Source organism: Pseudomonas sp. MLB6B, from assembly GCF_054508135.1.
Map to the genome: position 1 here is coordinate 4,508,504 of NZ_CP199313.1, position 12,263 is coordinate 4,520,766.

11 protein-coding genes are annotated in these 12,263 nt (G+C 64.8%); 5 read left to right on the top strand and 6 right to left on the bottom strand.

The features are described 5' to 3' along the window. The first annotated feature begins 395 nt into the window (after window positions 1-395). From ACSMEV_RS19935 to ACSMEV_RS19955, 5 genes are all read left to right on the top strand, one after another. Window positions 396-1,082, top strand: a complete 687-nt coding sequence (locus ACSMEV_RS19935) for an ABC transporter permease (RefSeq protein WP_409522246.1) — start codon at window positions 396-398, stop codon at window positions 1,080-1,082. 12 nt (window positions 1,083-1,094) lie between these two features. Continuing rightward, window positions 1,095-2,006, top strand: a complete 912-nt coding sequence (locus ACSMEV_RS19940) for a glycine betaine ABC transporter substrate-binding protein (RefSeq protein WP_459206667.1) — start codon at window positions 1,095-1,097, stop codon at window positions 2,004-2,006. Then, on the top strand, window positions 2,003-2,656 hold the full coding sequence (locus ACSMEV_RS19945) for an ABC transporter permease (protein ID WP_459206668.1): 654 nt from the start codon (window positions 2,003-2,005) through the stop codon (window positions 2,654-2,656). The genes ACSMEV_RS19940 and ACSMEV_RS19945 overlap by 4 nt, the downstream gene beginning before the upstream one ends. Next, the gene (locus ACSMEV_RS19950; RefSeq protein WP_459206669.1) at window positions 2,653-3,807 is read left to right on the top strand and encodes an osmoprotectant ABC transporter ATP-binding protein OsmV; all 1,155 of its coding nucleotides are present in this window, start codon (window positions 2,653-2,655) and stop codon (window positions 3,805-3,807) included. The genes ACSMEV_RS19945 and ACSMEV_RS19950 overlap by 4 nt, the downstream gene beginning before the upstream one ends. A 489-nt stretch (window positions 3,808-4,296) precedes the next feature. Next, the gene (locus ACSMEV_RS19955; RefSeq protein WP_296263064.1) at window positions 4,297-5,460 is read left to right on the top strand and encodes a type III PLP-dependent enzyme; all 1,164 of its coding nucleotides are present in this window, start codon (window positions 4,297-4,299) and stop codon (window positions 5,458-5,460) included. Between the two features lie 65 nt (window positions 5,461-5,525). Here the strand turns inward: ACSMEV_RS19955 and ACSMEV_RS19960 are convergent, their stop codons facing one another. From ACSMEV_RS19960 to hisS, 6 genes are all read right to left on the bottom strand, one after another. Next, window positions 5,526-6,320, bottom strand: coding sequence for an amidohydrolase (locus ACSMEV_RS19960; RefSeq protein ID WP_459206670.1), 795 nt, complete (start codon window positions 6,318-6,320; stop codon window positions 5,526-5,528). After that, window positions 6,308-7,456, bottom strand: coding sequence for a pyridoxal phosphate-dependent aminotransferase (locus tag ACSMEV_RS19965; RefSeq protein WP_459206671.1), 1,149 nt, complete (start codon window positions 7,454-7,456; stop codon window positions 6,308-6,310). Before ACSMEV_RS19965 ends, ACSMEV_RS19960 begins: the two co-directional genes overlap by 13 nt. A gap of 112 nt (window positions 7,457-7,568) precedes the next feature. Next, on the bottom strand, window positions 7,569-9,032 hold the full coding sequence (gene der, locus ACSMEV_RS19970; RefSeq protein WP_459206672.1) for a ribosome biogenesis GTPase Der: 1,464 nt from the start codon (window positions 9,030-9,032) through the stop codon (window positions 7,569-7,571). Window positions 9,033-9,148: 116 nt separating this feature from the next. Continuing rightward, window positions 9,149-10,291 carry an outer membrane protein assembly factor BamB gene (gene bamB / locus ACSMEV_RS19975; protein WP_313738564.1) on the bottom strand — a complete coding sequence of 381 codons (1,143 nt, stop codon included), beginning with the start codon at window positions 10,289-10,291 and terminating at the stop codon, window positions 9,149-9,151. 1 nt (window position 10,292) lies between these two features. Next, window positions 10,293-10,934 (bottom strand): tetratricopeptide repeat protein, encoded by a 642-nt coding sequence (locus tag ACSMEV_RS19980; protein ID WP_296263054.1) that lies wholly within the window; start codon window positions 10,932-10,934, stop codon window positions 10,293-10,295. A 39-nt stretch (window positions 10,935-10,973) separates the two neighbouring features. Continuing rightward, complete coding sequence (hisS, locus tag ACSMEV_RS19985) at window positions 10,974-12,263, bottom strand: histidine--tRNA ligase (protein WP_459206673.1); 1,290 nt, start codon at window positions 12,261-12,263, stop codon at window positions 10,974-10,976.

Consider the following 12,263-nt stretch of genomic DNA (forward strand, 5'->3'; position numbering starts at 1 on the left):
CCCGCCTGGCCGAAACACGGACCGGTAAGCGCGCTGGCGCTTGGCGTGAAACCAGTGTTTTCACTGGCCGAATCGCCCTCCGATACCTGTTTTTTCCTGCCGAACGCCACCCCAGGCAGTGGATCAACGCTAGCCAAATGCCTGCCAACGTGTAAACCTTTGTGCCCTTCGGAGACGTCCGCTCCCCTGCCGCACCCCGCGTTCCAGGGCTGGCGACACCTGCTTCACGAGCCTGACGAGGCTTGGCTCATGGCGTGATTGGCTGCCGCTCGCCGGCGCCGCGCCGCTACTCGCGAACCCACTGCCCGCCGCTAGCGATGTCGGTCTACCGGGACGTGCGTTCGCCGACCAGAAAAAGGAGTCCACCTGTGGCAAGACGCTACGGAAAAGGGCTGATGGGATGGGCTGCCGTGCTCGTCATCCTGGCCCTGCTGATCCACTGGATCGGCCTCGACACGATCGCCCGCTACCAAGGCGACCTTGGTTTCTACCTGCAAGCGCACCTGGTGCTGGTGCTGGCTTCGATGGCGGCGGCGTTGGCCGTGGGCATCCCCGCCGGCATTGCCTTGAGTCGGCCGCACAGGGTCGACAAAGCCGAGCGCTTCATGCAGTTCTTCAACGTTGGCAACACCATCCCTCCCCTGGCCGTTCTGGCCATCGCCCTCAGTGTCCTAGGCATTGGTGCCGGCCCCGCGATCTTCGCCCTGTTCCTCGCCTCCCTGCTGCCCATCGTGCGCAACACCTACGAAGGCCTGAAGAACGTCCCCGCCTCGCTCAAGGAAGCCGCCACCGGCATCGGCATGACGCCGCGCCAGCAACTCTGGCAAGTGGAGCTGCCCAACGCCGTGCCCATCATCGTCGGCGGCGTGCGCGTGGCCCTGGCGCTGAACGTCGGCACCGCGCCCCTGTCGTTCCTGATCGGCGCCAACAGCCTGGGCAGCCTGATCTTCCCCGGCATCGCCCTGAACAATCAGCCGCAACTGCTGCTCGGCGCCGCCTGCACCGCACTGCTGGCACTGCTGCTCGACGCGCTGGTGAGTTTTTCCAGCAAGCGCTGGCTGGAACGCGGCCTGGCCCACTGAACGAGGACTGTCATGAAACGATTGATCGCCATTGCCCTGGGCGCGGCCTTGCTGTGCGCAAGCGTCGCCCAGGCCGCGCAAAAACCGCTGATCCGCATCGGCGCCCGGGTCTTCACCGAGCAGACCATCCTCGCCGAAATCACCGCGCAGTACCTGCGCGCCAATGGTTTCGACGTGCGCATCACCTCGGGCTTGGGCAGCAACATCGCGCGCCAGGCCCAGGAGACCGGGCAGCTCGACATGCTCTGGGAATACACCGGGGTGTCGCTGGTCTCCTACAACCACATCGAAGAGCGCATGCCCAGCCCCGAGGCCACCTACGCCAAGGTCAAGCAGCTCGATGCGCAGAAAGGCCTGACCTGGCTGGCCCCGTCGAAATTCAGCAACACCTATGCGCTCGGCCTGCCGCAGAAGGTGGCCCAGGCCTATCCGCAGATCGCTAGCATCAGCGACCTGACCCGCGTGCTCGACGACGAATCCGAGCGCAACCACCTGGTGGCCCTGGACACCGAGTTCGCCAACCGCCCCGACGGCCTGGTCGGCCTGCGCGAGCTGTACGGTATGCCGCTGGACCGACGCAACATCCGCCAGATGGACTCGGGCCTGGTGTACACCGCCATGCGCAACGGCCAAGTGTTCGCCGGCCTGGTCTACACCACCGACGGCCGTTTGAACGCTTTCGACATCAAGCTGCTCGAAGACGACCTGCACTACTTCCCCGACTACACCGCCGCCCCCGTGCTGCGCACCGAAGTGCTCGAGGCCCATCCGCAACTGGCGACGCTCCTCGAACCCCTGGCCGCGGCGCTCGACGACCAGACCATGCGCACGCTCAACGCGCGCATCGACGTCGAGCACCAGAGCCCCACCCGCGTGGCCGCAGCCTTCCTGCGCGAGCACGCACTCGGCGAGGTGAAACCATGAGCCTGTTCGATACCTTCAGCCATCTCGACTGGGCGCAGGTGCTGCAACTGACCTTGCAGCACCTGACCCTGGTCGGCGTCGCCGTGGGCCTGGCGATTCTCCTGGGCGTGCCGCTGGGCATCCTGATGACGCGCTTCCCGGCCGTGGCCGGCCCGGTACAAGCCTGCGCCACCGTGCTGCTGACCATCCCCTCCATCGCCCTGTTCGGCCTGCTGCTGCCGTTCTACTCCAAGTTCGGCCAGGGCCTGGGCCCGCTGCCGGCGATCACTGCCGTGTTCCTCTACTCGCTGCTGCCGATCCTGCGCAACACCTACCTGGCCCTGACCAACGTCGAGCCTGGTATCCGCGAAGCGGCGCGCGGCATCGGCATGACCTTCGGCCAGCGCTTGCGCATGGTCGAGCTGCCCATCGCCGTGCCGGTGATCCTCGCCGGGGTGCGCACCGCCGTGGTGATGAACATCGGCGTCATGACCATCGCCGCGACCATCGGCGCCGGCGGCCTGGGCGTGCTCATCCTCACCTCCATCAGCCGCAGCGACATGTCGATGCTGCTGGTCGGCGCCGTGCTGGTCAGCCTGCTGGCCATCATCGCCGACCTGCTCCTGCAAACCCTGCAACGTGCCCTGACTCCAGAAGGACTGCGCTCATGATCGAATTGAAGAACCTCAGCAAAACCTTCACCGCCAACGGCAAGCAGATCAAAGCCGTCGACTCGGTCAGCCTGACCGTCAACGAAGGCGAAATCTGCGTGTTCCTGGGGCCTTCGGGCTGCGGCAAGAGCACCACGCTGAAGATGATCAACCGCCTGATCGCACCCACCTCGGGTCAGGTCTTCATCAACGGCGAAGACACCACGGGCCTGGACGAAGTGACCCTGCGCCGGCACATCGGCTACGTGATCCAGCAGATCGGCCTGTTCCCCAACATGACCATCGAAGAGAACATCACCGTGGTGCCGCGCCTGCTGGGCTGGGACAAACAGCGCTGCCACGAGCGCGCCCGCGAGCTGATGAGCATGATCAAGCTCGAACCCAAGCAGTACCTGCAACGCTACCCGCGCGAACTGTCCGGCGGCCAGCAACAGCGCATCGGCGTGATCCGCGCGCTGGCGGCCGATGCGCCGGTGCTGCTGATGGACGAGCCCTTCGGCGCGGTCGACCCGATCAACCGGGAAATGATCCAGAACGAGTTCTTCGAGATGCAACGCGCCTTGAACAAGACCGTGATCATGGTCAGCCACGACATCGACGAAGCCATCAAGCTGGGCGACAAGATCGCCATCTTCCGCGCCGGCAAGCTGTTGCAGCTCGACCACCCCGACACCCTGCTCGCGCACCCGGCCGACGAGTTCGTCAGCAGCTTCGTCGGCCAGGACAGCACCCTCAAGCGCCTGCTCCTGGTCAAGGCCGAAGACGCCGCCGACAATGCCCCGTCGGTCAGCCCGGAAACGCCGGTGGCCGATGCCTTGGAACTGCTCGACGAGCACGACCGCCGCTATGTGGTGGTGACCGATGCGGCGAACAAGGCGCTGGGTTATGTGCGCCGCCGTGACATGCACCGCCAGCAGGGCACATGCGGCGACTTCCTGCGCCCGTTCAACGCCACCGCGTCGCACGAAGAGCACCTGCGCATCCTGTTGTCGCGCATGTACGAGTTCAACCGCGCCTGGCTGCCGGTGCTCGATGCCGAGCAGGTGTTCCTCGGCGAGGTGACCCAGGAGTCGATCGCGGCGTATTTGAGTTCGGGCCGTTCGCGGGGCGCGAAGACCAGCATCGTGTCGCCGGCCGAGGCGGTGTCCTGAAGCGCTGAGAAAAAATGCGCCAGTAACAAAAAATTTATGGCCACGCCGTCCGTGCATTCGCACAGGTGGCGTGGCCATAAATATGCACAGTTGTAGGAGCGGCTTCAGCCGCGATGGGCTGCGCAGCAGCCCCATCCAGACCACCGCAGGGTCCATGCGGTAACGCATTCGCTCGGTTGGGCCGACTACGTCGGCCATCGCGGCTGAAGCCGCTCCTACAAGGGGTCATCCACAATATTTAACGCTTGCCGATCCCACCGGAACATCCGCCCGCCGAGCCAGTCGATCACTCAGGGCGCGGGCCGGATTCGCCTGTTGATTCCACGGTCCCCACGCCCTACAGTGCGCGCCGAACGTCCATGCTGGAAACGATCCATCCGGCTCCGACCTGCGCCGTCCAAGGCCGCGTCGAGCCCTCCAACGTGGGGATACGGAGGGCGTTCGTCTGCAACCACTTATTCATTCCGTTTGCCCATGGAGTCCTTGAGCATGTCGATCCAAGTCGAAGACTATTTCGCACGTGACACTTTCACCAAGATGAAGGCGTTCGCCGACAAGCAGGAAACCCCGTTCGTCGTCATCGACACGCAGATCATCAGCAAAGCCTACGACGACCTGCGCGCCGGTTTCGAATTCGCCAAGGTCTACTACGCGGTCAAGGCCAACCCGGCCGTAGAGATCATCGACCTGCTCAAGGACAAGGGCTCGAACTTCGACATCGCCTCGATCTACGAGCTGGACAAGGTGATGAACCAGGGTGTGAGCGCCGACCGCATCAGCTACGGCAACACCATCAAGAAGTCCAAGGACATCCGCTACTTCTATGAGAAGGGCGTGCGCCTGTACGCCACCGATTCCGAAGCCGACCTGCGCAACATCGCCAAGGCCGCGCCGGGCTCGAAGGTCTACGTGCGCATCCTCACCGAAGGTTCGACCACCGCCGACTGGCCGCTGTCGCGCAAATTCGGCTGCCAGACCGACATGGCCATGGACCTGCTGATCCTCGCCCGTGACCTGGGTCTGGTACCTTACGGCATCTCCTTCCACGTCGGCTCGCAGCAGCGCGACATCAGCGTGTGGGACGCGGCCATCGCCAAGGTCAAGGTGATCTTCGAGCGCCTGAAGGAAGAAGACGGCATCGAGTTGAAGCTGATCAACATGGGTGGCGGCTTCCCGGCCAACTACATCACCCGCACCAACAGCCTGGAAACCTACGCCGAAGAGATCATCCGCTTCCTCAAGGAAGACTTCGGCGACGATCTGCCGGAAATCATCCTCGAGCCGGGCCGTTCGCTGATCGCCAACGCCGGCATCCTGGTCAGCGAAGTGGTGCTGGTGGCGCGTAAGTCGCGTACCGCCGTGGAGCGCTGGGTGTACACCGACGTGGGCAAGTTCTCCGGCCTGATCGAAACCATGGACGAATCGATCAAGTTCCCGATCTGGACCGAGAAGAAAGGCGAGATGGAAGAAGTGGTGATCGCCGGCCCGACCTGCGACAGCGCCGACATCATGTACGAGCACTACAAGTACGGCTTGCCGCTGAACCTGGCCATCGGCGACCGCCTGTACTGGCTGTCGACCGGCGCCTACACCACCAGCTACAGCGCAGTGGAATTCAACGGTTTCCCGCCGCTGAAAGCGTTCTACCTCTAAGCCTCGATCAAGGGCCACCCAGCGGTGGCCCTTTCTCCAAGCGTTCTACCCTCCCCCCGTTTCGCTCAGTACTCCAGCTGGAAGCCGTCGGCATCCAGGTTGGCGGGGAAGCGTGCGCGGTAGGCGGCCAGTTCCGTCGCGCGCAGTTGCACGGTGAACACGCCGTCGGCCTCGCCTGCGCTGAGCAGGCTTTCGCCGTGGTAGTCCAGCACCTGGCTGTCGCCGCTATAGCCGAAGCCTTTGCCATCGGTGCCCACGCGGTTCACCGCGGCCACGAAGCACAGGTTCTCGATGGCGCGCGCCGGTAGCAGGCGATTCCAGTGCAGGCGGCGGGCGGCCGGCCAGTTGGCCGTATAGAGCAGCAGGTCGGTGTCGGCAGCGTCGCGGCTCCACACCGGAAAGCGCAGGTCGTAGCAGATCAGGGGGCGAATGCGCCAGCCGTTGAGCTCGAACTGCACCTGGCGCTCACCGGGGGTGTAGTGCTTGTGCTCGCCGGCCATGCGGAACAAGTGGCGCTTGTCGTAATGCAGCAGCTCGCCGTCAGGCCGCGCCCACAGCAGGCGGTTGCGGTGGCTGCCGTCGGCGGCGCGGACGATCACGCTGCCGGTCACCACCGCGCCGAGCTTCTTGGCCTGGGCCTTGAGCCACTTGCTGGTCGGGCCGTTCTCGGCTTCGGCCAGGCGCTCGGACTCCATGGAAAACCCGGTGGTGAACATCTCCGGCAGCACGACCAGGTCGGCACCGGTTGCTTGCTCCAGCAGGGTTTCGAAATGGTCGTGGTTGGCTTGGCGGTCCTGCCAGGCCAGTTCGGTCTGTACCAGGGCGAGGGTCAGGTCGGGCAGTTGGCTCAGATCGCGCATAGTTTCTCCGCCGCGTGCTGCAGCGTCTCCTCACGTTTGGCGAAGCACAGACGCAGCAGGCGTTGCTCGGCGATGGGTTGCTGGTAGAACACCGAGACCGGAATGCTCGCCACACCATGCTCGCGGGTCAGCCACACAGCCATCTCCTGGTCGTTGAGGTCCGGGCGGATCGCCGAATAGTCGACCAGCTGGAAATAGGTGCTTGGGGTGGGGGTATAGCGCAGGCGCGAGCCTTGCAAGAGGTTGCAGAACAGGTCGCGCTTGGCCTGATAGAAGGCCGGCAGCTCATCGATGTGCTCGGGATGCGCGGCCATGAAATCGGCCAGCGCGTGCTGCAAGGGCGTCACCGCGCAGAAGTTGACGTACTGGTGCACCTTGCGCAGCTCGCGGCTCAAGGCCGGTGGCGCGACCACGTAGCCGATCTTCCAGCCGGTCACGTGGTAGGTCTTGCCGAACGAGCTGACCACGAACGTGCGCGCGTACAACGCCTCATGGGCCAACAGGCTAGCGTGCTGGGCACCGTCGTAGACAAGGTGTTCGTAGACTTCGTCGCTGATCAGGTAGAGGTCGCGCTCGGCGACCAGTTGCGCCAGCCGGTCCAGGTCGGCACGCGTGATCAAGGCGCCGCTGGGGTTGTGCGGCGAGTTGAGCACCACCAGCCGCGTGCGCGGGGTCAAGGCGTCGCTGAAAGCCTGCCAATCGATGGCGAAATCGCCGTCGCTCAGTTGCACGTGCACGCAACGGCCACCGGCCAGGGTCACGGCCGGGTCGTAGGCGTCGTAGCAAGGGTCGAAGATGATGGCCTCGTCACCGGGCTGGATCACCGCCTGGATCGCGCAGAAGATCGCCTCGGTGGCGCCGGGGGTGATGGTCACCTCCAGCTCGGGGTCGACCTTGGCGCCATACAGCCGCGCCACCTTGCTGGCCACCTGCTCGCGCAAGGCCGCCAGCCCGATCATGGGCGCGTACTGGTTATGGCCGGCGCTGACATGGCGGCCCACCGCCTCGAGCAAGGGCTGGGGTGCGGTGAAGTCGGGGAAACCCTGGGACAGGTTCAGGGCACCGGTCTGCGCCGCCAGCTGCGACATGGTGGTGAAGATGTTGGTGCCGACGTGGGGCAGCTTGCTGCGGATCATGTAGCCCTCTTCCTACAAGTGCGAGGACTATAAGCTACAAGCTCTGGGCCATAAGAAAAAGCGGCATGGGTCACCCCATGCCGCTTTCTTACCAATGGCCGCAATGGGTCGATCAGCGCTTGTCGCGGCGCTTCTTCTCGGCCTTCTTGTGGTGCGACATCAAGCGGCGCTTCTTGTTGACCTGACGGTCGGTGAGGGTGTTCTTCTTGCCCTCGAAGGGGTTCTCGCCGCCCTTGTACTCAATGCGGATCGGCGTGCCGACCAGCTTGAGCACGCGGCGGTAGGTGTTTTCCAGGTAACGCGAGTACGAACGTGGAATCTTCTCGGTCTGGTTGCCGTGAATCACGATCAGCGGCGGGTTGGCGCCGCCCAGGTGGGCATAGCGCAGCTTGATGCGCCGGCCGTTGACCAGCGGCGGCTGGTGCTCGCTGATGGCGTCTTCGAGGATCTGCGTCAGGCGGCTGGTGGGCCAGCGGGTCACGGCCGACTTGAACGCGGCCTGCACCGACTTGTACAGGTTGCCCACGCCGGTGCCGTGCAGCGCCGAGATGAAGTGGATGTCGGCGAAGTCGACGAAGAACAGCCGGCGTTCCAGCTCGGTCTTCACGTAGTCGCGCTCGCCCGGCTGCATGCCGTCCCATTTGTTCAGGGCGATGACGATGGCGCGACCCGCTTCCAGGGCGAAGCCCAGCAGGTTGAGGTCATGGTCGACCACACCTTCGCGGGCATCCATGACGAAGACCACGACGTTGGCGTCCTTGATCGCCTGCAGCGTCTTGACCACCGAGAACTTCTCGACTTCCTCGTGGATCTTGCCACGGCGGCGCACCCCGGCGGTGTCGATGAAGGTGTACTTCTCGCCGTCGCGCTCGAAGGGGATGTAGATGCTGTCACGGGTGGTGCCGGGTTCGTCGTAGACCACCACGCGCTCTTCGCCGAGCATGCGGTTGACCAGAGTCGACTTGCCGACGTTGGGGCGCCCGATGATGGCGATCTTGATGCCATCCTTTTCACTCGGCCCGGGAATGCGCACCGCTTCTTCGCCTTCGGCGACGTCGGCGTCCAGCGCTTCTTCTTCGGCATCGCGCGGGATGTGTCCGAGCACCGACTCCATCAGCGCATTGATGCCGCGGCCCTGTGCGCCGGCCACCGGCACGGCGTTGCCCATGCCCAGCGGCGAGAACTCGGCGCGGGCCACGTCGGCATCGATGTTGTCGATCTTGTTGGCGACCAGCACGGCGGACTTGTTGCGCTTGCGCAGGTGCTCGGCAATCATCTGGTCGGCTGCGGTCATGCCGGCACGGGCATCGACCAGGAACAGCACATAGTCGGCTTCTTCGATGGCCAGCAGCGATTGCTCGGCCATCTTTTCGTCCATGCCGACTTCGTCGCCGGTGATGCCCCCGGTGTCGACCAGGATGTAGGAGCGACCCTGCCAGCTGGCATCGCCGTACTGGCGGTCACGGGTCAGACCCGACAGGTCGCCGACGATGGCGTCGCGGGTCTTGGTCAGGCGGTTGAACATGGTGGACTTGCCGACGTTCGGCCGCCCTACCAAGGCGATTACGGGAACCATGCGGCTCTCCACTGGTGAATTCTTGAAAATGCAAAGGCCGCTGCAGGGCAGCGGCCGGAGTTCGTGCGGTGCCGGCGGCACCGCGGCTCAAGGTCGGCAAGACCCTGAGCATAGCGTCAGCGCAGGGTCAGTGCCTCGAGCTTGCCGCTGTTGCCGAAGACATAGATGGTGTCGTCGACCACCAGGGGCCGGGCGCGCAGGCCATCGCTGTCGATCCGCTCACGGCCGACGAAACGGCCGTCGACCTGGCTGAGCAGGTGCAGATAGCCTTCGAAGTCGCCCACGGCCACATAGCTGGAGAACACTTCCGGCGCCGAGAGCTGACGACGCGCCATGGTGTCGTTGCTCCACAGGGCGCTGGAGGAGCGCTCGTCGACGCTTTCCACCGTCCCCGACGCTTCGCTCACGTAAACGTTGCCGAAGCCCTGAGCCACGCCCACGTAGCTGGAGGCGTCGCGCTGCCACAGCACACGGCCGCTTTCCACGTCCAGGCCCGCGACGCGGCCCTGATAGGTGCTGACGTACAAGGTGCCACCGGACAGCAGCAAGCCGCCGTCGATGTCCACCACGCGCTCGAGCTCGGAACGGCCTTGCGGCACGGCCACGCGGCTTTCCCAGACCGGCACGCCGTTCTGGATGTCCACGGCGACGACCTTGCCGGTCGACAGGCCGGCGATGGCCAGACGGTTGGTGACGACTGGCGCGCCGGTGCCGCGCAAGGTCAGCACGGCCGGCGAGCTTTCGTAGATCCAGCGACGCTCGCCGGTGGCGGCGTCCAGGCCGATCAGGCGATCGTCCTGGGTCTGCACCACGACCACGTCACCGTTGTTGGCAGGCGGCGCCAGCACTTCGCTGTTCACCCGCGAGCGCCAGCGCTCGGCGCCGGTGCTCGAGTCCAGGGCGATCACTTCGCCCTTGAGGGTGCCGAGGGTCAGCAGGCCATAGCCCACGCCCACCGCGCCCGAGACGGGCAGATCGAGGTCCTTCTCCCAGACCACGTCGCCGGTGCGGCGGTTGAGCGCGTACACCTCACCGTTCACATCGGAGGCGAAGATGCGGTCGTTCTCGATCGCCGGCACCAGCAGATTGTATTTCTCACCCTGACCGTCGCCGATCGAACGGCTCCAGAGTTTCTTGAGCGCCACTTCCTCCTTGAACTGGGTCAATTCGGCCGGTGGCAGTTCTTTTTTGCCGTTGCTGCTGCAACCTGCGGCCAAAACGGCCAGGGCCAGCACTGCTGCTTGTTTCCAACCGATCACGTCACGCGTCCCCTTTGGCCAAGTCGTCCAGCTTCAATTGCAGTCCACCGGTCGCGGCGTCGTCGGACAACGCGGCCTTGGCCTTTTCGTAGGCGCCGTGCGCATCGTCGGCACGCCCCAGTTGTACCAGCAAGTCACCCTTGAGCTCCTCGCGGCTGGCGAGGAAGGCTTTCTCGGCATCGCCGTCGAGCAGTTTGAGGGCTTCTTCGGCTTTGTCCTGCGCGGCCAGTACACGGGCCAGGCGCTGACGGGAGATCTCGCCCAGGGTGGCGTCGGCCGGCTTGTCCATCACGCCCTTGAGCTCGGCAGCGGCGTCGTCGAGCTTGCCGCTTTCGACTGCGACCTTGGCCACGAACAGGCTGCCGTATTGCGCGTAAGGCGTGCCGCCGAAGTCGCTCTTGAGCTTGCCGGCCAGTTCCGCCACCTTGGCCGTGTCCGGCGTGCCGGTCGGCGTCAGGGTGGTTTCCAGCAGCGCCTGGTACAGGCTCGAAGCCCCCTGGGACTGGTTGGTCTGGTACTTGTGCCAGGCCTGCCAGCCCATCACCACGGCAGCGGCGAGCAAGGCACCGGTGAGCAGCGGTTTGCCGTTGCGGTTCCACCAGTCCTTGGCGCCAGCCAGGCCCTCATCATCGATACTCGACACCCCAATACTCCTTCTCAGCAATTCGGCTATAGAACCGCGTCACGCTTGCGCGATGGCGGCTTGCAGGTGCTCGGCCAGAGCATCCCAGGCAATGTTCTGTTGTTCGCCCTGGCCACGCAGGGGCTTGATACCGACGGTCTCGCCGGCCAGTTCGTCATCGCCCAGGATCAGCGCGAACAGCGCACCACTCTTGTCGGCTTTCTTGAACTGGCTCTTGAAGCTGCCGCCGCCGGCGTTGACCGCCAGGCGCAGGGCCGGCAGGCGGTCGCGCAGGCGCTCGGCCAGGCGCAGACCGGCCAGCTCCGCCTGCTCGCCGAAGGCGCACAGGTAGACGTCGATCTGCCGGCTGATGGCGGCGGGGACTTTGTCGAGGGTTTGCAGCAGCAGAATCAGGCGCTCGATGCCCATGGCGAAACCGACACCAGGGGTAGGTTTGCCGCCCATCTGCTCGACCAGGCCATCGTAGCGGCCACCGGCGCAGACCGTACCCTGGGCGCCGAGTTTGTCGGTGACCCATTCGAAGACGGTCTTGCTGTAGTAGTCCAGGCCGCGCACCAGCTTGGTGTTGATGACGAAGGGAATGCCGGCGGCGTTCAGGCGCGCCTTCAGACCTTCGAAGTGGATGCGCGATTCTTCGTCGAGGTAGTCCTCGAGCTTGGGCGCATCGACCAATACCGCCTGGGTGCCGGCGTCCTTGCTGTCGAGCACGCGCAGCGGGTTGCTCTTGAGGCGGCGCTGGCTGTCTTCGTCCAGATGTTCGAGACGCGCCGAGAGGAACTCGACCAACGCATCGCGGTAGCGGGCACGGGCTTCGCTGGTGCCCAGGCTGTTGAGCTCCAGGGTGACCGCGTCGCGGATACCCAGCTGGCCCCACAGGCGCCAGCTGAGCATGATCAGCTCGGCATCGACGTCCGGCCCGTCGAGGTTGAACACCTCCACACCGATCTGGTGGAACTGCCGGTAGCGCCCTTTCTGCGGGCGCTCGTGGCGGAACATCTGGCCGGTGTACCAGAGCTTCTGCACCTGGCCGTTGCCGGTGATGCCATGCTCGAGCACCGCACGCACGCAGGCTGCAGTGCCTTCGGGGCGCAGGGTCAGCGAATCGCCGTTGCGGTCCTCGAAGGTGTACATCTCTTTTTCGACGATGTCCGTGACTTCGCCGATCGAGCGCTTGAACAGCTCGGTGAACTCGACGATCGGCGTGCGGATCTGGCTGTAGCCATAGCCGTCCAGCAGGCTGGCCACGGTACCCTCGAAGTAGCGCCAAAGCGGCGACTGGTCGGGCAGGATGTCGTTCATGCCACGAATGGCTTGCAGCGATTTGCTCAC